Origin of the sequence: Collinsella aerofaciens, assembly GCF_039062365.1 — a bacterium.
Taxonomy (GTDB): Bacteria; Actinomycetota; Coriobacteriia; order Coriobacteriales; family Coriobacteriaceae; genus Collinsella.
In genome coordinates, this window is record NZ_JBCJBI010000021.1 from 1 (window position 1) to 20,069 (window position 20,069).

General features: G+C 59.1%; 14 protein-coding genes and 1 tRNA gene. 8 read left to right on the forward strand and 7 right to left on the reverse strand.

All coding sequences use genetic code 11. The features are described from left to right. Positions 1 to 91: 91 nt before the first annotated feature. The gene (locus tag ABCN01_RS08900) at positions 92 to 1,120 is read right to left on the reverse strand and encodes a LacI family DNA-binding transcriptional regulator (RefSeq protein ID WP_006235873.1); all 1,029 of its coding nucleotides are present in this window, start codon (positions 1,118 to 1,120) and stop codon (positions 92 to 94) included. Positions 1,121 to 1,303: 183 nt separating this feature from the next. Here ABCN01_RS08900 and murB point away from each other — a divergent pair, with 183 nt between their 5' ends. After that, positions 1,304 to 2,266, forward strand: a complete 963-nt coding sequence (gene murB, locus ABCN01_RS08905) for a UDP-N-acetylmuramate dehydrogenase (protein ID WP_342996928.1) — start codon at positions 1,304 to 1,306, stop codon at positions 2,264 to 2,266. A gap of 222 nt (positions 2,267 to 2,488) precedes the next feature. On the opposite strand, the gene ABCN01_RS08910 is transcribed toward murB, so the two are convergent. After that, complete coding sequence (locus ABCN01_RS08910; RefSeq protein WP_215673960.1) at positions 2,489 to 3,694, reverse strand: coiled-coil domain-containing protein; 1,206 nt, start codon at positions 3,692 to 3,694, stop codon at positions 2,489 to 2,491. A gap of 266 nt (positions 3,695 to 3,960) precedes the next feature. Here ABCN01_RS08910 and galE point away from each other — a divergent pair, with 266 nt between their 5' ends. From galE to glgP, 3 genes are all read left to right on the forward strand, one after another. After that, positions 3,961 to 5,022: a UDP-glucose 4-epimerase GalE gene (galE, locus tag ABCN01_RS08915; protein WP_006235870.1), complete on the forward strand. Its 1,062-nt coding sequence runs from the start codon at positions 3,961 to 3,963 to the stop codon at positions 5,020 to 5,022. Positions 5,023 to 5,230: 208 nt separating this feature from the next. Further along, entirely contained in the window at positions 5,231 to 6,748 is a 1,518-nt protein-coding gene (gene malQ, locus ABCN01_RS08920; protein WP_260699337.1) for a 4-alpha-glucanotransferase, read from the forward strand. Positions 6,749 to 6,876: 128 nt separating this feature from the next. Next, positions 6,877 to 9,144 carry a glycogen/starch/alpha-glucan family phosphorylase gene (gene glgP / locus ABCN01_RS08925; protein ID WP_342996927.1) on the forward strand — a complete coding sequence of 756 codons (2,268 nt, stop codon included), beginning with the start codon at positions 6,877 to 6,879 and terminating at the stop codon, positions 9,142 to 9,144. Between the two features lie 457 nt (positions 9,145 to 9,601). Here glgP and ABCN01_RS08930 read toward each other — a convergent pair whose 3' ends face one another. From ABCN01_RS08930 to ABCN01_RS08950, 5 genes are all read right to left on the reverse strand, one after another. Next, entirely contained in the window at positions 9,602 to 10,801 is a 1,200-nt protein-coding gene (locus tag ABCN01_RS08930; RefSeq protein ID WP_342996926.1) for an ABC transporter ATP-binding protein, read from the reverse strand. Between the two features lie 68 nt (positions 10,802 to 10,869). Then, on the reverse strand, positions 10,870 to 11,709 hold the full coding sequence (locus ABCN01_RS08935; RefSeq protein ID WP_342996925.1) for a carbohydrate ABC transporter permease: 840 nt from the start codon (positions 11,707 to 11,709) through the stop codon (positions 10,870 to 10,872). After that, positions 11,709 to 12,563, reverse strand: coding sequence for a carbohydrate ABC transporter permease (locus ABCN01_RS08940; RefSeq protein WP_329739134.1), 855 nt, complete (start codon positions 12,561 to 12,563; stop codon positions 11,709 to 11,711). The genes ABCN01_RS08935 and ABCN01_RS08940 overlap by 1 nt, the downstream gene beginning before the upstream one ends. An 87-nt stretch (positions 12,564 to 12,650) precedes the next feature. Continuing rightward, complete coding sequence (locus ABCN01_RS08945) at positions 12,651 to 13,967, reverse strand: ABC transporter substrate-binding protein (RefSeq protein WP_342996924.1); 1,317 nt, start codon at positions 13,965 to 13,967, stop codon at positions 12,651 to 12,653. A 306-nt stretch (positions 13,968 to 14,273) separates the two neighbouring features. Continuing rightward, positions 14,274 to 14,993 carry a GntR family transcriptional regulator gene (locus ABCN01_RS08950; RefSeq protein WP_195247228.1) on the reverse strand — a complete coding sequence of 240 codons (720 nt, stop codon included), beginning with the start codon at positions 14,991 to 14,993 and terminating at the stop codon, positions 14,274 to 14,276. Positions 14,994 to 15,220: 227 nt separating this feature from the next. Here ABCN01_RS08950 and ABCN01_RS08955 point away from each other — a divergent pair, with 227 nt between their 5' ends. The 4 genes from ABCN01_RS08955 (at position 15,221) to ABCN01_RS08970 (ending at position 19,971) form a co-directional block, all read left to right on the forward strand. Continuing rightward, the gene (locus tag ABCN01_RS08955; protein WP_342996923.1) at positions 15,221 to 17,674 is read left to right on the forward strand and encodes a PTS transporter subunit EIIC; all 2,454 of its coding nucleotides are present in this window, start codon (positions 15,221 to 15,223) and stop codon (positions 17,672 to 17,674) included. A gap of 130 nt (positions 17,675 to 17,804) precedes the next feature. Then, positions 17,805 to 18,818 carry a polyprenyl synthetase family protein gene (locus ABCN01_RS08960; protein WP_342996922.1) on the forward strand — a complete coding sequence of 338 codons (1,014 nt, stop codon included), beginning with the start codon at positions 17,805 to 17,807 and terminating at the stop codon, positions 18,816 to 18,818. Positions 18,819 to 18,955: 137 nt separating this feature from the next. Beyond that, on the forward strand, positions 18,956 to 19,861 hold the full coding sequence (locus tag ABCN01_RS08965) for a peptidoglycan-binding domain-containing protein (protein ID WP_022094145.1): 906 nt from the start codon (positions 18,956 to 18,958) through the stop codon (positions 19,859 to 19,861). Between the two features lie 38 nt (positions 19,862 to 19,899). Continuing rightward, positions 19,900 to 19,971: transfer RNA gene (locus ABCN01_RS08970), tRNA-Gln, on the forward strand. Positions 19,972 to 20,069: the final 98 nt, after the last annotated feature.

Here is a 20,069-nt window from a genome sequence, read left to right on the forward strand (position 1 = left end):
GGCAGGCACCCCGGCCCCGCCGGCAAATAGCGGACACTCCGCATGCAATCTATGCAAACAAACAAGTACGCTTAGCTACATTCAAGTACGCTTAGCTACATTCGGTAAGTTCGAGCACGCTGCCCTTAACGATAAGTGCCGGCTCCAGGACGACCTCTTCGGCACGCCTACCGCCCCTACCGGCAAGACGCTTGGACATGCAGCCAAAAGCATGCTCCGCAAGGACACCAGGATCCTGCTCAATGGCGGTCAGCGCCGGCTCAAAGAGAACGTCGGCCGCCGAGTTGTCATAGCTTACGACCGAAATATCGCCCGGGATGCTCTTCCCCATCTCGTGCAGGCGCTTGAGCAAACCGAGGGCAATGTTATCCGAGCTTGCGAACACGGCGGTGGCATCAGTTGCGAGCACCGCCTCCGAGGCCTCGTATGCACTTGGAATGTAGTACTCGCTCTCAAACTCCAAACGCGCGTCGATAGGTAAGCCAACCTCGCGCAGTGCGCGCTCATAGCCGGCAAGTCGTTTGCGACCCGTATTGGAGCGGCGTGCGTTAACCAGACAAGCAATACGGCGGTGGCCTTGCTCGATCAGATAGCGGGTGGCCATGTAGCCGCCCATCTCGTGGTCGAACATCACCTTGTCGCACTCGAGCCCCTCAATGGCACGGTCGACCATCACGGCGGGGATAGGCAGATGGCTGACTTCTTCGCGCAGGGCGCGGTCATCGGAGAACTCGTCACCCACCACCAGGAAGACGCCATCAACGCCGCGCGTCACCAGCTGACGCAGCAGCTCAAGATCGTCGTCGGCGCTTCCGCCCGAGCTGGTAATGAAGAGCGCATAGCCGTCCTCACGGCAGCGCTTTTCCAAGCTGCCGGCGAGCGAGGCAAAAAAGCGGCTCTCGATGTTAGGGACGATAAGGCCCAGGGTGCGCGACTCGCGCATAACCAGGCTACGCGCAATCTGGTTGGGAACATAGTGGTTGCGCGCCGCGACCTCCTTGATGAGCTTACGGTTTTCTTCCGAGATGCGACAGGGCCGATTATTGAGCACAAGCGAGACCGACGAGGGGGAAAGCCCCACCTCCTGGGCGATCTGCTTGAGGGTGACTTTGTTGGCCATCTCGCTCCTTCCGGGTTTACGCGCAATCTCTTGAAAGTATAGCGACTACCCCTCTACCTCGGTGATAAACACTTTACCAATCCGGTAGACGGCTGTTTTATCGCCGCCAGCGCACCAAATCCGTCCGGGTAGGGTATATTGCAATCGATTGATGACAACGACCATCAAAAGGCGGATATTCGTATGCACGAGAACGACTTTTTTAACGAGGACCTGCTGTGCGCGCTCGCTGGCGTTGCCGGCGAGGACAACGTACTGATGAGCGAGCCCATGCGCGAGCACACCACGTTTAAGATCGGCGGCCCGGCCGACGTCTTTGTCACGCCCGATACCGAGCAGGGCCTCGTCGCCACGCTCGATACCTGCTATCGCTGCGATCTGCCCCTCACCATCGTGGGCAACGGCTCCGACCTGCTCGTCGGCGACAAGGGCATCCGCGGCGTCGTTGTGGCGCTGGGCGAGGGCCTCTCCGACATCACGGTCGACGGTACGCATGTCACGGCGGCCGCCGGCGCGCTGCTTTCCGATGTCGCAGCCGCGGCAGCCGAGGCCTGCCTCACCGGCATGGAGCCCATCTCGGGCATCCCCGGATCGGTCGGCGGCGCCTGCTACATGAACGCCGGTGCCTACGGTGCCTGCATGGCCGATGTGCTGGAGTCCGTGCGCGTCTACAAACCCGCTCGCCAGCTCGACGACGGCACCCGCGGCAGCGGCAACATCATCGAGTTCGATGTCGACGAGCTCAACCTGGGCTATCGCAAGAGCCGCATTGCCGACGACGGTTTCATCGTGCTTTCGGCCACTTTCAATCTCGCCCCGGGCAACGCCGCGATGATCAAGGCCGACATGGACGACTACCGCCAGCGCCGCGAGGACAAGCAGCCGCTCGACATGCCGAGCGCCGGCTCCACCTTCAAGCGCCCCGAGGGCTATTTTGCCGGCAAACTCATCATGGACGCCGGCCTGCGCGGCCATGCCGTCGGCGGCGCCCAGGTGAGCGAAAAACACTGCGGCTTCATCGTCAACGCCGACCACGCCACCGCCGCCGACGTCGACGAGCTCATCCGCCACATCCAAGCAACCGTCAAAGACCAATTCAACGTAGACCTAGAACCCGAAGTCCACCGAGTCGGCGAATTCCTCTAAAAAAGAAGGCCCCGAAAGGGGCCTTCACCATATTTATTCAGATAACCCAGTCCGGTGTGTCGCGCCCCGAACCCGAGAGGGCCGCGTGCCCGCCCGCAATATATTTGATTGATCGCGAGTTCCGCACGCAAAGAAGGCCACTTAATGTGGCCTTCGTCTTGCGCAGGACTGCCCGAGCAGGCAATCAAATATATTGCGGGCGGGCACGCGGCCCAGTCGGCTTTACGACAGCGCAATACCGCCGAGCCAGCCCCAACGCACGCCAGAGCCAGTGCCATAGAAGCTAATAAACGAATCAAGCGACTTCGATGTAATGGCACCCTCGTTGCTCATAACGATGCCGCCGCCAACGTAGATACCCACATGACCGTAGATAAGGCCCGGAGCACCCGTGCCGCTGTGCGAGGAATCGGCCACGATCATGCCCACCTGCAGCGCCGAGCGGTCGGAGCTATAGCACCAGGCGTTAAACATGTCGCACGCATTGCCTCCAAAGTAGCCAACGCCGGCGTTACGGAAGACATTGGTGACCCACGCCGCGCACCAGTTCTGACCCGGCGAAGGCGTGGAGTAGCACGCGTTGACGACAGCCTGCTGCTTGCCCGAGCCGGCATTCTGCTGCGGAGTTCCCGGCGCATACGACCCGCCACCCGAGCTCGAACCACCCGAGTAGGAATTGTTCTTGTTCGCGGCAGCCGCAGCAGCGGCAGCCTTCCTAGCGGCCTCCTCAGCCTGGGCGGCAGCGAGGATCTCGGAATCGCGCTGAGCCATGAGCTCCTTGACGTCATCGGAAAGACCGTTCAGCACGGTCTGGACTTCTTGCTGCTTGGCCTGCATATCCTGCATCTGAGCCGTCTGCTGGTCCTTGAGTTTCTCCAGGTCGGCCTTTTGTGCTTCGAGCTCGGTCTTCTGTGCGTCGAGCTCAGCCTGAATCGTCTGGATATCCTCGATGGCATCGCGATCGCTCTTGTTGATCTTCTCAACGTAATGCGCGTTGGCGACGAGTTCCTCAAACGAGCCAGAGGCCAGCAGCAGCGACAGGATGTTCGTGCCGCCGGACTTGTAGCTGGCGGCCACGCGATCGGAAAGGTCGTTGCGCTTCTTCTTGAGCTCGGCCTTCTTTTCATCGATCTGGGCCTGCGTGTCGTCAATCTTGCCCTGGACATTCTCGATGTCGTTGAGGGTCTGGGCATTCTTGTTGGCCAGCGCCGCATACTCATTTGCGATGCTGTCGAGCTGGGCCTGAACCTCGTCAAGCTGGGCCTGGGCGGCATTCAGTTTATCGGTGGTTTCTTTGGAAGCCTCCGCCGCATGGGCGCGAGCGGGCAGGCCAAAAAGAACTGCCGCAGAAGCGGCGCCGAACAGGGCCTTGAGGGCAGTGCGGCGCGAAAGCTCCTGGGAAAGGATGGAATCGCTGTTTGGTGACATATGTACTCCGTTACATGCTTATTTATATGTCGCTCAACTCATACATATTAGCGTACATATGGCGCGTCCCAACGATTTCCACGAACGGCAGGAAACTGCAAGGTCGGCGGCTCGTAAGCAAATGCCAAAGATCAGGTTATGCGTACGCAAGCTCTTTTATGAGTACGTTAACATAATCCTCTGCTTTTCCTACGGCGCACGATTTGGGCGTCCCTGCCTGCGCTATACTCCCCTCTAGAAGTGTTCCTGATTCGATAGGAGACTACATGTCCAAAGCACTCGACCCCAAAGACACCTGCGTCCTCGTTACCGGTGGCGCCGGCTTTATCGGCTCGCACACCGTCGTTCAGCTGCTCGAGGGTGGCTACCAGGTCGTCATCGTCGATGATCTCTCCAACTCCAGCGCCGTCGCCGTCGACCGCGTCAAGACCATCGTGGGCGACGAGGCCGCCAAGAACCTCACCTTCTACGAGGCCAACGTGCTCGACCGCGATGCGATGAACAAGATCTTCGATACCCATCAGATCGACCGCGTCATCCACTTTGCCGGCTTTAAGGCCGTCGGCGAGTCGGTGAGCAAGCCCGTCGAGTACTATCACAACAACATCGAGAACACCCTGGTGCTGATTGACGTCATGCGCAACCATGGCTGCAAGTCCATCATCTTCTCGAGCTCCTCGACCGTCTACGGCGACCCGGACAACCCGCCCGTCACCGAGGAGGATCCTAAGAAGCCCGCGACCAACCCCTATGGTTGGACCAAGTGGATGATCGAGCAGATCCTTATGGACGTCCACACCGCCGACCCCGAGTGGGACGTCGTGCTGCTCCGTTACTTCAACCCCATTGGCGCTCATCCGTCGGGCCTGATCGGCGAGGACCCCAAGGGCATCCCCAACAACCTGGTGCCCTATGTCGCCCAGGTTGCCGTGGGCAAGCTCGAGGCCGTTCAGGTCTTTGGCAACGACTACCCCACCCCCGACGGCACCGGCGTGCGCGACTACATCCACGTGTGCGATCTGGCCTCTGGTCACGTTGCCGCCCTTAACTGGATGAACGGCAAGACCGGCGTCGAGATCTTTAACCTGGGCACCGGCACCGGCACCTCGGTACTCGAGGTCGTCGCCGCCTTCTCCAAGGCTTGTGGCAAGGAGCTGCCCTACGTGATCCGCGAGCGCCGCGCCGGCGACATCGCTGCCAACTGGTGCGATGCCTCCAAGGCCGAGCGCATGATGGGCTGGAAGGCCCAGTACGACATCGCGGACATGTGCCGCGATAGCTGGAACTGGCAGAGCCACAACCCCAACGGCTTCGCCGACGCCGAGTAGCAAAAACCTACATACCGCTCTTGCCCCGACCTCACGTTGTGAGGTCGGGGCTTTTTCATGGCATGTAACCATTCGCCGAAAATCGACCAACTTTTTTATCTTGCCTGTACATGTTTAAACAACATGTTTTACAATAGGCGTATCGAATCAGAACATCGGAGGCGGACTGCACACCCATCGGCAGGCCGACCCCACAACAAGAAGGTTGGTGAGCGCATTCATGGAGCGTGCAAGCGGCGTCCTCATGCCCGTCTCATCTCTGCCCGGACCATACGGAATCGGCGGCTTTGGCTGGAATGCCTACGACTTCGTCGATTTTCTCGCCTCGTGCAAACAACATTACTGGCAGATTCTGCCCCTTACGACGACCAGCTATGGCGATTCGCCCTATCAGTCGTTCTCGGCCCGCGCAGGCAACCCCAACTTTATCGACTTTGCCGAGCTTATCGAGGCAGGGTATCTGGAGCAGCGCGATATCGATGGCGTGTATCTGGGATCCGACCCCAGCAATGTCGACTACGGTGCCATCTTTGGCGGCCGCCGTCAGATTCTCGACCGCGCCGCCGAGCGCTTTGCCGCCGACAAGCCGGCCGATTTCGATGACTTTATCCAGGCCAACGAGGACTGGCTCATCCCCTACTGTGAGTTCATGACCGTCAAAGAGGAGTGCGGTCTCAAGGCGTTTTGGGAGTGGCCCGCGGAGCTCCGCACCCGCGGCGAGGCTTCCGCCAAGGTCTGCGCCGACCATCCGGCGCGTATGCTCTACCACCAGATGACGCAGTACTTCTTCGATCGCCAGTGGAGCCGCCTCAAGGCCTATGCCAACGAGCGCGACATTCTCATCATCGGCGACCTGCCCATCTATGTCTCGCGTGACTCCGTCGAGATGTGGGCGACGCCTGAGCTCTTTAAGATCGACGCCGCCGGCAATCCCGTGAGCGTCGCCGGCACGCCGCCCGACCAGTTCTCGGCCACCGGCCAGTACTGGGGCAACCCCATCTACGACTGGGACGCCATGGAGTCCGATGGCTTCTCCTGGTGGGAGGGCCGCATTCGCGCCGCCCTTGACATGTACGACGTCATCCGCCTGGATCACTTCCGCGGCTTCGAGGCCTATTGGGAGGTGCCGTTCTCCTCGCCCGATTCGTCCTACGGTTCGTGGACGCAGGGTCCCGGCCTCAAGTTCTTCAAGACGCTCGAGGAAAAGCTCGGCACGCTGCCCATCATCGCCGAGGACCTGGGCTTCCTCACCCCCGGCGTCATCGACATGCGCGACAACTCGGGCTTCCCCGGCATGAAAATCCTGCAGTTTGCCTTTGAGGGTACCAACTCGTACTACCTGCCGCATAACTACATCGCCAACACCGTCGCCTATGTGGGCACCCACGACAACGAGACGGCGCGCGGTTGGTTTGAGGGAACGGCCACCCCGCGTCAGCGTGAGCAGGCAGCCCTGTACACCCATCAGCAGGCCGGCGAACCCATGGCAGATGCACTCAATCGCACCATCGCCGCCAGCGTGAGCGACACGTGCATCTACACCATGCAGGACCTGCTCAACTTGGGCAACGAGGCGCGCATCAACACCCCTGCCACGCTGGGCGGCAACTGGACCTGGCGCATGCTCGACGGCGCCATCACCCGCGAGCTCGAGCACAAACTCACTGACTGGACCGAGACCTACTTCCGCATCCCGTCGGAAGCCGAAATCGAGCTTCCTCAATAGGAGCTACCGCGCCCGGCCCCTCCCCACCGTGCGGACGCGCTTGCTTTTCCCGCGCGAGGCCACCCCAATCCCCTCGCGCGGGCTTCTTATGAATTGCAGACATGAAACAACCCATCACAGGAGAAAACATGCCCCAAATTAACCTCATGGAACTCGCCGAGCAGTCTTTTGGCACCTCGCTCGAGCAGCTCGACGACCGTCGCATTTACAAGCTGCTGGTCAAACTCGTGCAGGAGCGCTCCGCCACCTGCCCGCTCAACAACGGCAAGAAAAAGCTCTATTACATTTCCGCCGAATTTTTGATCGGCAAGCTGCTCATCAACAACATGATCGACCTCGGCATCTACGACGAGGTTAAGGACCAGCTCACCGCCGCAGGCCACGACCTCAACAAGATCGAGGAATTCGAGGTCGAACCGTCACTCGGCAACGGCGGCCTGGGTCGCTTGGCCGCATGCTTCCTGGATTCCATCGCCACGCTGGGCTTGACCGGCGATGGCGTGGGCCTCAACTATCACTACGGTCTGTTCCGTCAGCGCTTTGTCGACAACCAGCAGAAGGCCGTCCCCGACGAGTGGCTCGGCGAGCAGGACATCCTAGTCGACGATGACCGCTCCTACACCGTCGAGTTCGGCGATTTTGCCGTTACCTCCAAGCTCGTCAACATCGATGTGCCCGGTTACGGCCAGCCCACCAAGAACCGCCTGCGCCTGTTCGACCTGGCGAGCGTCGACGACGGCCTGGTCCCCGGCAGCTCCATCGACTTCGACAAGACCGAGATCGCCAAGAACCTCACCTTGTTCCTCTACCCCGATGATTCCGACGAGCAGGGCCGCCTACTTCGCATCTATCAGGAGTACTTCATGGTGAGCAACGCCGCCCAGCTCCTGATCGACGAGGCCGTCGAGCGCGGCAGCAACCTGCACGATCTGGCCGACTATGCCGTGGTCCAAATTAACGACACGCACCCCACCATGGTCATCCCCGAGCTCATTCGCTTGCTCGTCACCGAGCATGGCATCGAGTTTGACGAGGCCGTGACCATCGTACGCTCCATGGTCGCCTACACTAACCACACGATTCTTGCCGAGGCGCTCGAGAAGTGGCCGCTCGCCAGCCTGCAGAAGGTCTCCCCTGCCATCGCCGACATTATCGTCAAGCTCGATGAGATCGCGAAGGCCGAGCACGATGACCCGCGCGTCGCCATCATCGACGAGCACGACACCGTCCACATGGCCCACATGGACATCCACTTTGGCTTCTCCATCAACGGCGTAGCCGCCCTCCACACCAAGATCCTGGAGGACACCGAGCTTCATCCGTTCTACGAGATCTATCCCAATAAGTTCTCCAACAAGACCAACGGCATCACCTTCCGCCGCTGGATCCATGGGGCCAACCCCGCGCTCGCCAGCCTGCTCGACGATGTGATCGGCACCGACTGGCGCAGCACCGGCGATCTGAGCAAACTCGCCAAGTTCGCCGACGACAAGGACGTTCTTGAGCGCCTGGCCGCCACCAAGGTCGAGGCCAAGGCCATCATGCGCCAGTTCATGGCGCTCGAGCAGGGCGTGACCATTCCCTCCAACGCCATCATCGACGTCCAGGTCAAGCGCATCCACGAGTACAAGCGCCAGCAGATGCTCGCGCTCTACATCATCTGGAAGTACCTCGATATCAAGAACGGCAACAGACCTAAGCACCCCGTCACTATCATCTTTGGCGGCAAGGCGGCACCTGCCTATACCATCGCCCAGGATATCATCCACCTAATCCTGACGCTTTCCCAGTGGATCGCCAACGACCCCAACGTGGCCCCCTACCTGCAGGTCGTCATGATCGAGAACTACAACGTCACCGCCGCCGAGCGCGTGATTCCCGCTGCCGACATCTCCGAGCAGATCAGCCTGGCCTCCAAGGAGGCGAGCGGCACCTCTAACATGAAGTTCATGCTCAACGGCGCTTTGACCCTGTGCACACTCGACGGCGCCAACGTGGAGATTGCCGAGCTCGTGGGCGACGAGAACATCTACACCTTTGGTGCCTCTTCCAAGCAGGTCGAGCAGCTCTACGCCGACGGCAGCTATGACGCCGGCGCGCTCTATCGCAAGCCCGGCATCAAGCTGCTGGTGGACTTCATCACCAACCCCGCCTTTATGGCGACCGGCAACGCCGAGCGCCTGCAGCGTCTGCACGACGACATCAAGGGCAAGGACTGGTTTATGGCCCTGCTCGACATTGAGGAGTACATCCAGACCAAGGAGCGCGTGCTGGCAGACTACGAGGACCAGGACGCTTGGATGCACAAGGCGCTGATCAACATCGCCAACGCCGGCACCTTCTCGTCTGACCGCACGATCTCCCAGTACAACGACGAGATTTGGCACCTGAGCTAATTTCGCTTCCCTTACCCATCCTCCTGAGAAACGGAGTCGTGGCAACACGGCTCCGTTTTTTGTGCCCGCACGTTACCCTGCGACCCAACTCGGCCAAACAATCTCGATCCATAACAACTACTCGGTAAAAACGGTCCCAGCTGTTACAGATTGAGACATACCGGCCCCTCCCCTTGGGTTTATCTCGATCTGTAACATCTAGCGGCTGAAATTCACCTTTGGTGTTACAGATTTAGATGAAATGGTTAGCTCAGCGGAACCGTCTCGATCTGTAACATCTAACGTCCGAAATCAGCCTCACCCGTTACAGATCGAGACAAACGACCGGTCAGACAATCCCAACACAAAGAAAGGCTCCCCTCTCGCCCAGTGGACGGGAGGGGAGCCTTATATGTGACCGCGGCAAAAGGATGGCAATACCGCAGTCGCCCAAAGGGAGGGCCTGGATGCACCGGGCCTAGATAAGGTTCTTGCCAGAGACCTTATCGAAGAGGTGGGTCGCGTTCTTCTCGAACTTGAACCAGATGGTGTCGCCAGCCTTGAGCGCGCCCTTGGCCTCGAGGTCGACGACGGGGATAATCAGGACAAACTGGCCGTCGGGAGCGGTCACGTGGACATGCTCGGTCGAGCCCATGAGCTCGGTCACCTCGACGGTACCCTGGAGCGCGCCCTCCTCGCCCTTGTCGGCAAGCAGAATCTGCTCGGGACGCACGCCGGCCGTAATCTCCTTCACGTCGCCGCCGTCCCAATTAAGGGCGAGCTGAGCGCAGGTCTCGGGGGCCAGCGCGACATTCATGTCGTCGGTCTTGACGGTAAAGCCGTCGCCCGAGCGCACCAGCTGGGCATCGAAGAAGTTCATCTGCGGCACGCCGATGAAGCCGGCGACGAAGATGTTCGCGGGATGGTTGAAGACCTCCTGCGGCGTGGCGATCTGCTGGACAACGCCGTCCTTCATGACCACGATGCGATCTCCGAGAGTCATAGCCTCGGTCTGGTCGTGGGTAACGTAGATGAAGGTGCCCTTGATCTCGTGACGCAGCTTAATGAGCTCGGCACGCATCTGGTTACGCAGCTTGGCGTCCAGGTTGGACAGCGGCTCGTCCATCAGGAAGACCTTGGGGTCACGCACGATGGCGCGGCCGATGGCGACGCGCTGGCGCTGGCCGCCCGAGAGCGCCTTAGGCTTGCGGTCGAGGTACTCGGTGATACCCAAGATCTCGGCAGCGGAGCGAACCTTGCGGTCGATCTCGTCTTTGGGGACCTTCTTGAGCTCAAGCGTAAACGCCATGTTCTCGTACACCGTCATGTTGGGGTACAGGGCGTAGCTCTGGAACACCATGGCGATGTCGCGGTCCTTGGGCGCCACGTCGTTGACGCGCTTGCCGTCGATGAGCACATCGCCCGAGGTAATGTCCTCCAGGCCGGCAACCATGCGCATCGTCGTGGACTTACCGCAGCCAGAGGGACCAACGAGAACGACGAACTCCTGGTCGTGAACGGTGAGGTTGAAGTCCTCTACAGCGAGCACGCCATCCTCGGTAACCTTAAGGTTATGCTTCTTCTCCTCGGTCTTCTTCTTTTTGCCAAAGAAGCCCTTCTTTTTGGACTCGGTGTTGGGATACACCTTCTGAACATGTTTGAGAACGATCTCGGCCATGTCTTTACCTTTCGATGTGCGGCGCCGCGCTGAGGGGCGCCGCAGAAACTTGCAAAACAGTTACGGCATCAGCCCTTGACGGCACCTGCCACCACGCCGTCGATGATGTACTTCTGGCAGAGGATGTACATGATGACGATGGGGATAACGACCATCATGATGCAGGCCATCATGGGGCCGAGCTCGACGTGGCCATAGCCGCCGCGGAAGTACTGGATCAAGATAGGAATGGTCTTGTACTTGGTGGAGTCGAGGGTGAGGTAGGGCAGCAGGTAGTCGTTCCAGACCCACATGGTCTCGAGAATGCCGACCGAAAGATAGGTGGGCTTCATGATGGGAAGGACGATTTTAAAGAACACCTGGACCGGGTTGCAGCCATCAATCATGGCCGCCTCTTCGATCTCGAGCGGGATGTTCTTTACAAAGCCGGCGAACATAAAGACCGCCAGGCCCGCGCCAAAGCCCAGATAGATAAAGCAGATGTTGAACGGCGTGTTAAAGCCAATGCGGTCCGCCAAATTGGACAGCGTGAACATGAGCATCTGGAACGGTACGACCATCGAGAACACGAACAGGTAATAGAAGAAGTTCGAGATCTTGCTGTTGACGCGAACCACGTACCAAGCGCACATGGAGCAGCACACCAAGATCAGCACGACCGACGTGACCGTGATGATGAGCGAGTACATAAATGCCGAGGCAAAGCCCTGCTCGTTAAGGGCGTGCACGTAGTTTGCAAGGCCGTTGAACGTCTCGGGCGTGAGCAGATCGAACGCCGTGGTGGTGCTGATTGCAGTTCCCTTTTTAAAGGAATTGAGCGCAATCATAAACACGGGGTAGATCCACGCGAGCGACAGGATCGTAAAGAAAATCGAGAGCGCGCGGTTGATAACCTTATCGCGTTTCATTACTGCTGCACCTCCTTGGACCTCGTGGCCTTAAGCTGAATCATGGAGATGGCTACGACCAGGATGCAGAAGATAACCGCCTTGGCCTGACCGATGCCCTGCCATGCGATACCGGCACGCGAATAGAACGTGTTGTAGATGTTCAGGGCGAGCATCTCGGTGGAGTGCGCGGGGGCGCCGCCGGTAAGGGCGAGGTTCTGGTCGAACAGCTTAAAGCCGTTGGTGATGGACAGGAACAGGCAGATGGTGATGGTCGGCATCAGGTTAGGGATCTTAACCTTCCAAAACGTCTGCCATGCCGTGGCACCGTCGACCTTGGCGGCCTCGATGTAGTCGGACGGAATGGACTGCAGACCAGCGATGTAGATGATCATCATGTAGCCGACCTGCTGCCACAGGGTCAGGATGATAAGGCCCCAGAAGCCGGCAGCGGAGTTAAGGGCAATGAGCTGGGCGCCCACGTTGGAGAGCAGGCAGTTGATCAGGATCTGCCAGATGTAGCCCAACACGATGCCGCCGATCAGGTTAGGCATAAAGAAGATCGTACGGAAGATGTTGGTGCCTTTGAGCGCCTTGCGGGTGAGCGCCTGCGCAATTGCCAGGGCGATCACGTTGATGAGCACCGTCGACAGGAAGGCAAACGCCACGGTAAAGAAGAACGACGTGGCAAACTGCGGATCGGACAGTGCGCGCACGTAGTTCGCGATACCGACAAAGTGCGCGTTGTTAATGGTAATAAACTGGCAGAACGAGAGATAGAAGCCCTGGATAAAAGGGATCACGAACCCGATCATAAACGCCAGGCACGTGGGCAGCATAAAGAGCGGCCACCAGCGCTTGAGTGCTTTGCCCATAAAAGGGTCCTTTCAATATGCAGGGGGCGGGCAAACCTACGTCTGCCCGCCCCCTGTCGCTAATCAGATAGCTTGGGCAGCAACTGCTTACTCGGAAGCAGCCTTCTCGGTCTTCCAGCCATCGACGAAGGCGTTCTTGACGCCGTCCCACTTGCTGTTGTCGGCAGCATAGGCGATCAGAGCCTGCTTGAGGTTCTTCTTCCACTCCTCGGAGGGAATGTAGACGAAGTCCCAAGCGACGGTCTTCTTGCCGTCCTTGGCCATGGCAACGGCCTGCTGCGAGAAGACGTTGGTGGTTTCCTTGGCGCTCTTGAACGGGGCAGTCAGACCCATCTTGTCAGCGATGATGCTGGTGGCGGTGTCAGAAGTGACGCACCAATACATGAAGTCCTCGGTGGCCTTCTGAGCATCCTCGGAAGCCTGGGAGCTCACGCACCAGTAGTTCTCGCCGCCGGAGCACAGGCCTTGGTTCTCCTCGCCGTCGACGCCGATGTAGATCGGCAGCATGCCGAGCTGGTCGTCGGTCATACCGGCCTTGGTGAGGTCAGCGTAGGCCCAAGAGCCGTTCTGATAGAAGACGGCCTTGCCGGTTGCGAACTCGTTGGTGGCGTCGTCACCGGTCTTGGAGGCAAGCTGCGAAGGATCGCAGGTGGAGTCGGTGATGTACAGGTCGAAGATCTGCTTGAAGTTGTCGAGATACTCGCCCTTGATCTCGTCGTCCTCCTGGTTGTGCTCCTTCTCGAACTCGTAGTAGAGCGGGAGGTTGGCGAGGTGGGTGGTGTAACGCCAGCTGGAGGAGTCATCCATGCCGGCGGAAGTGAAGGCGCCCTCAACGCCAAGCTCGTCCTTGCGGGCCTGAATGTCGTCAGCGCAAGCCTTCAGCTTGTCGAAGGAGTTGATGTCCTCGGCCTTGTAGCCAGCCTTCTCGAGCAGCTGCTTGTTGTAGATGATGCCGTAGCTCTCCTGGACCCAGTCGATACCCAGATCCTTGCCATCGGACTGCAGAGCCAAGGAGTCGTCAATGAGCTCACCGCGGAGCTTGGTGTCGGACAGGTCGGCGCAGTAATCCTTCCAGTTCTTAAGACCGGTGGGGCCGTTGACCTGGAACAGGGTCGGAGCGGAGCTCTTGGACATCTCGGACTTGAGCTTCTCCTCGTAGGTGTTGGAGGCGGCGGTCACGATCTTGACCTCGACGCCCTTCTCCTCCTTGTACGCCTTGGCGATCTCCTTCCACTCCTTGTCGACCTCGGGCTTGAATTGGAGGAAGTAGACCTCGGCAGCGTCACCAGAAGCAGAGGAGCCGGAGCCGGCGGAGCCACCGCAGCCCACGAGACCCAGACCAAGAACCGCAGCCGCGGAACCAGCAAAGCCCAGGAACTGCCTTCTGCTCATTTCGTTCTTCATTACAATCCACCCTTTCACACCGTGGCGGCACCCTTTGCCGCCGCCTTCGGAGATTGGCTCGGGGACTTTGCCCCTTTTGCTGATTTGAACGATACGCTATTTGGCTAGTTGTTTGAACAAGTATTACTAGAGCGGTAGAAAAACTTCGGTGAACGGTAATTTCAACTTGATACTTGACAAGTTTTGTATAAACAATTATTTGTTATCGAATGCAGAGAAAGCGCCCGGTCAAACCGATGCATCGTCGGTTTGACCGGGCGCTTTCGCTTTGAGGGCATGGGTCTCGTCAGGCTGCGAGCTAGCCGGCTATCGCTTGGAGTTGACGCGGTAGTGGAAGATCTCGGGATGCGTGCGGGCATGCGTGACCTCGAACAAGATGCCGTCCGAGGTGTACGACTGGCTCTCCATGACGGCAACGCAGTTGTATTTGCCGAGGTCAAGATAGCTGCAGTCCTCATCGTTGGCAAGCTCGACGCTCACTGTACGGCGACTCGCCATCACCTTGACGCCGCGTTTGTGCTCCAGATAGTCGTAAATTGACTTTGCGGCGATCTCGGGCGTCAGGCCCTTGGCGATTGACTCCAAAAAGTAACCATGGTCTACTTGGCGCGCATTGCCGTTAAGGCTTCGGACACGCACCACGCGAATCAACTCCTCGCCCACCTTAAAGCCCAGGCGACGAGAGAGTTGCTCGGTGCAAATCAAATGTTCAAAAGACTTAACGTCCGTCGATGCAACGGCATTGTTGCGCTTTGCAAATTCGCCAAACGACTCGACTTCCTCGAGTGCGCCCAGCATGTCGGTTTCGCCCTTGAGCCAAATAACGCGCACGCCCTTGCCGTGTATAGGCTGCACAAACATCTGGTCGGCCAGCATGCTCAAGGCGCGTCGAACGGTATTGCGCGTGCAGCCAAACTCCGCGGTCAGCTCGGCTTCGGTTGGCAGCATCTCCTGAAACGCATAAGTCCCGTTAATGATGCGCGAACGGATCTCGCGGTAGATTCCTTCGTAAATCGCTTTTGGCATGACTTCACCTCTAATGAATATGTATGGCTAGGCACGATAGCATTTCTTGAAGTTGTTTAAACCGATTATCGGCAAAGCGACAGGATTTAACCGTTGACGGTTTCTGTCGCGCCCAAACCGGTTTCGCTCAAAACTGCCGGTACGACAATCGTCTGGTCCTCTACAATGAATCCATTGTTTAAACGTTTCACCACGCGCAACGCGCCTCGATATTCGGGAGGCAGAACATGCTGCAAAAAATCCAACGCTTTGGCGGGGCAATGTTCGCGCCCGCCATGTTGTTTTCCATATCGGGCCTTATGGTCGGCGTCTCCGCCCTCGCAACGTCTGCGGATATCGTCGGCGACCTCGCCGTATACGGAACCCCTTGGTACGTTTTTTGGACTATCATCCAGCGTGGTTCGTGGACGGTCTTTAAACGACTTCCGCTCCTTTTTGCCGTAGCGCTGCCCATCGGCCTTGCCCAAAAGCAACCGGCACGTTGTTGCCTCGAGGCGCTCGTGGCCTATTTTGCCTATTGCTTCTTTTTGAGCGAGATCATCAAGCTGAGCGGAGACAACCTTGGACTTAAGTACCCATCGTCTTTGACCTCCGCTAGCGGCATCACCATCATCGACGGCATCAAGACACTCGACACCGGCATTATCGGCCCGCTGGCGGTGTCGGCAACCGTCGTCGCCATCCATGACCGCTTCTACGATGCCAAGGTTCCCGATTGGCTCGGTACCTTCTCGGGCTCCTCGCTGGTCTACTTCATCAGCTTTTTTGCCGTGTTCGCCCTTGCCGCCATCTCGGCCGCCATCGTGCCCTTCGTATACGCAGCGACCGAAACGCTGCGCCACGCACTTGTGGGCGTCGGCCCCTTTGGCGTAGGCATCTTTGTCTTTTTAGAACGAGCACTCGAGCCCATGGGGCTGCACCACCTGCTCTACATGCCGATCTACTACGACAACCTGGTCATTAACGACGGCATCTACGCCACGTGGACCAATTTGCTCCCCATTCTCTCCCATAGCACGCGCCCCCTCAATGAGCTTGCGCCGTGGGCCGGTTTTACCGCCACCGGCTGGGTCAAGCTCTTTGGCCTTCCTGCCATCGCGGCTGCGTTCTACTCCACCGCAAAGCCCGAGCGCCGCGCTGCCCTCAAGGTCATCCTGGTTCCCGCCATTGTTGCCTCAGTGGTCTGCGGCGTCACCGAACCGCTCGAGTTTCTCTTTATGTTCACCTATCCCGGACTCTTTTTGCTCTATGCCGTCCTATCTTCCTGCCTCGCCATGGCCATGAACTTCTTTGGCGTCGTCGGCATCTTCTCGGGCGGTTTTATGGAAATGGCTGCCTTCAACTTTATCCCGCTCATGCGGACGCATGCCGGCTCCTACCTTTTGGCACTCGGAATCGGACTCATCTTTAGCGTCATCTTCTTTCTGAGCTTTCGAGGTCTTATCCTGATCTTTGACCTTAAAACCCCGGGACGCGAGGACCACATCGCCAGCAACGCGGCGCTCTCGCGCTTGACGGGAGACGACGTTGACGCAAAGCGCACATCCAAAACCGGCGCTTCCGACGACCAGGCTTCACAAGATCATCTGCTCGCCGAGCAGGTTGTGACGCTTCTGGGCGGCGTCTCCAACATTGTGGGCGCAACCAACTGCGCCACGCGGCTGCGCGTCGAAGTCGTGGACCCCTCCATCGTCGCGGACAATGCGACCTTTGTCGCAGCAGGCGCCAAAGGCCTCATCGTCACCGACAAAACCGCCCAGGTGATCATCGGCATCTCGGTTCCCCGCGTCAAAGAGCACTTTGATCAGATTATGGGACTCGAACCGGGGTTTGCATTCGCCGCCTCGCCTTCTCATGCCGCCGACGCCACCAAAAAGCATGGCAATGTCTGCTTCTTCGACATCGACGGTACGCTCGCCTGGCAAGATCCCAGACTTGCCCAGGAGCTTCCCGAAGACGAGCGCGATCTGTCCCCCTATCCCAATGAAGCGGTCTCGCAGGCCATCCGCGAGTTTGTCGCCAACGACAACATGGCATTCATCTGCACGGGACGCACACTGAGCTGCATTCATCCCAAGCTACTCGAGCTGCCGTGGGCAGGAATTGTCTGCTTGGCGGGAGGCTACGTCGAACTCGACGGACGCGTTGTGCGAAATGCAGCCATGAGCCCCGGCTTGCTGCAACGCCTCGCCCCGTATCTTGAGCAATCGGACGAGGTGATTCGCTTTGAAGGTCTTGATCGCGTCGTGCGCATGAGCGCGGACGCCCCCGAGACGTACGGATACGCCCGTACCGTAGGCGATGCCGTCACAAAGCTCAAGCATTACAGCGCCTACAAGATCCTCATGTCTACGAAGCTCGCCAACCGCATCGCCCAGGATAAAGAGATCGAGCCGCTGCTCTGCTTTAACGAACTCGAGCTCGAGGTGACCGAAATCTCCCCCCGCGAGTGCACCAAGCGAACCGGCATCCAGGCTGTGCTTGACGCCCTGGGGCCAAACCACGGCACCGTGTACGGCATCGGCGATGCGAGCAACGACGTCGCCCTTATGGAAACGGTCGATGTTGGCATCGCCATGGGCAACGCACCGGACTTCCTTAAGGAGAAGGCGGACTATGTGACCGATTCTATCGATCATGATGGCGTCGTCACGGCACTCGAGCACTTCGGGCTTATCTAGCCGTCGTCTTCCGCCGCGCTTTACGCCTGCGGGTCCAATTGCCTTCGCCCGCCGCGCCTAGCACCCCAATGTGGCAATATGTTGTCTGCATATTGCATCAATGTGACCTTCAGAAAGAATGCGAGAGCCTGTGTCCAGTCCGTTTACCAGCTTTTTAGCCCAGCACTTTGACCAGATCAACGACTATCTGGCCACGTTCTTTGACGGACAGGCGACCTCCGCCGATATCGAGCGCTATCTGTACGCCCCGCTTTCGGCGTTTACCGCCAATGCCGGCAAGCGCCACCGTCCGCTCATCTGCATGCTCGCCGCCACCGCAGTGGGCGGCAGCTTCGAGAGCGCCCGCAGCGCCGCGGCAGCTATCGAGCACTTTCAATCGGGAGCGCTTATCCATGACGACATCGCCGACAACGGTCAGCTGCGCCGCGGCAAGCCCTGCATGCACCTCACCGAGGGCACGGGGCTTGCCATCAACTGCGGCGACCTAGCGCTCACCATGGTCACCAAGACGGTTCTCGACGACCCCACGCTCGAGGCAGACGTGAAACTCCGCGTGCTCCACGAGCTCACCGAGATGATCGTCCGAACCATCGAGGGCCAGGCGCTCGACTTGGGCTGGGTCCGCGACGGGCGCTTTGACATCTCGGTCGACGATTATCTGGATATGGCGACACACAAGACCGCGTACTACAGCGGAGCTACGCCACTTGCCGCCGGAGCCATTATCGGCGGTGGCAGCGAGGAGCAGATTGAGGCACTGCGCGCCTTCGGCCTGCACACGGGCCTTGCCTTCCAGATCCAAGATGATCTGCTCAACTTGATCGGCACCAAAGAGGCCGCCAACAAGGACTTCCGCACCGACATCACCGAGGGCAAGCGCACCCTCGTCGCCGTGCACGCCCTGTCAGACGAGCGTTATCACGACGAGGTCGAGGCAATCCTTTCCTCGGGCACCGAGGACCCCGCGCAACTCGCACGTGCTGTGGAGATCTTCCAGCAGGCCGGCTCTGTCGATTTCGCCCACAACTACGCGCTCAACCTGACCGCCAAAGCCAAAGCGGCCATCGAGAACGTTGAGCTTGATCCGCACGCACGCGAGCTGTTCCTCTCCATGGCAGATTTCTTTGTGGAGCGCCTTAACTAGCGGGGTTATAAAACCTGTCAGCAGCGTATTTGGGTACAACTTGCTACACTGTTGAGTGCATGTTTATGCATCCCTTTGCGTTGTCTATCCGACCGACGCTCAAATAGTACGAATGGTACGCCGAAAGGGGTTCGTTCATGGAACCTATTACAACGGGCATGCAAGGAGCAGCCGTCGAGGACGTGCAGTCTCGTCTCCTGCAGCTCGGCTACACGATTGATGCCGCCGAAGTCACCGACAAGTACTTTGGAGCCACCACTGAGCAGGCCGTCAGCACCTTCAGGCTCGACAGCGGCCTTGCTGCCGGTCATGCCGTCGATATCCCCTGTTGGAGCGCCCTTGTAGACGCTTCGTATAAGCTGGGCGACCGCACCCTCTATCTGCGCATGCCCAATTTCCATGGCGCCGATGTGCAGGCCCTGCAGCGCGCTCTCAACGTTTTGGGCTTTGCCTGTGGCGAAGACGACGGCTACTTTGGTCCGCATACCGAGGCCGCCCTGCAGCAGTTCCAGGAAAACGTCGGCCTGTTTGCCGACGGCATGGCCTTCCAGGACACCTACGCCTACATCAACCGCCTGCACCATGTGTGGGAGGGCAAGCCCTCGGTCACCGAAGCCGAGTCCCGCATCGGTTTTGCTCGCGCCGCCAACGTGCTCGAGCGCTTCCAGATTGCCGTTATCGGCGAGGACCCCATCGCACGCAGTGTCGCGTCGCGCATGTGGAATATCGCCACGGCAACGACCGACAACAGCGGCATGATGCTCTGCGACTCCGAGGTCCCAACCGACGTTGACCTGGTGCTCGAGATCGCAAGCGACGAGCTGCCCGCCGACGCCGCACCGCGCGCCACGATTGCCCTCGCCGAGTGCCACAACCTGGCCCAGCGCATCCGCACTGCCAATGTCGCCGCGCAGCAGAAGCCGGCTCGCATTCGCATTGAGCTCACGGGCATGACGCGCTACAACGGCACCTTCACGGCCAGCGACGCGCAGACACTCGCCGTACGCCTGCTCGACGGCGTTTGCGATGCCCTCGCAGATTAGGTAAACTAAACGGGTTGCTTTTGGGCAACACCACACATTGGGACGTAGTTCAACGGTAGAACTCCGGTTTTTGGTGCCGGCTGTTGGGGGTTCGAATCCCTCCGTCCCAGCCCTTAAGAACACAGCGCTCCAGGCCCTTATGAACCTGGAGCGCTTTCTTGTGGGCAAGCGGAGGAATTCGAACCCGCAAGGGTGCGGAGCTGAGGAA

Coding starts and splice junctions, on each gene's coding strand:
- ABCN01_RS08940 (WP_329739134.1), bottom strand. CDS start 12,563: ATGGGCAAAGCACTCAAGCGCTGGTGGCCGCTCTTTATGCTGCCCACG.
- galE (WP_006235870.1), top strand. CDS start 3,961: ATGTCCAAAGCACTCGACCCCAAAGACACCTGCGTCCTCGTTACCGGT.
- ABCN01_RS08945 (WP_342996924.1), bottom strand. CDS start 13,967: ATGAAGAACGAAATGAGCAGAAGGCAGTTCCTGGGCTTTGCTGGTTCC.
- murB (WP_342996928.1), top strand. CDS start 1,304: ATGCACGAGAACGACTTTTTTAACGAGGACCTGCTGTGCGCGCTCGCT.
- ABCN01_RS08965 (WP_022094145.1), top strand. CDS start 18,956: ATGGAACCTATTACAACGGGCATGCAAGGAGCAGCCGTCGAGGACGTG.
- ABCN01_RS08955 (WP_342996923.1), top strand. CDS start 15,221: ATGCTGCAAAAAATCCAACGCTTTGGCGGGGCAATGTTCGCGCCCGCC.
- ABCN01_RS08900 (WP_006235873.1), bottom strand. CDS start 1,120: ATGGCCAACAAAGTCACCCTCAAGCAGATCGCCCAGGAGGTGGGGCTT.
- ABCN01_RS08950 (WP_195247228.1), bottom strand. CDS start 14,993: ATGCCAAAAGCGATTTACGAAGGAATCTACCGCGAGATCCGTTCGCGC.
- ABCN01_RS08935 (WP_342996925.1), bottom strand. CDS start 11,709: ATGAAACGCGATAAGGTTATCAACCGCGCGCTCTCGATTTTCTTTACG.
- ABCN01_RS08910 (WP_215673960.1), bottom strand. CDS start 3,694: ATGTCACCAAACAGCGATTCCATCCTTTCCCAGGAGCTTTCGCGCCGC.
- ABCN01_RS08930 (WP_342996926.1), bottom strand. CDS start 10,801: ATGGCCGAGATCGTTCTCAAACATGTTCAGAAGGTGTATCCCAACACC.
- glgP (WP_342996927.1), top strand. CDS start 6,877: ATGCCCCAAATTAACCTCATGGAACTCGCCGAGCAGTCTTTTGGCACC.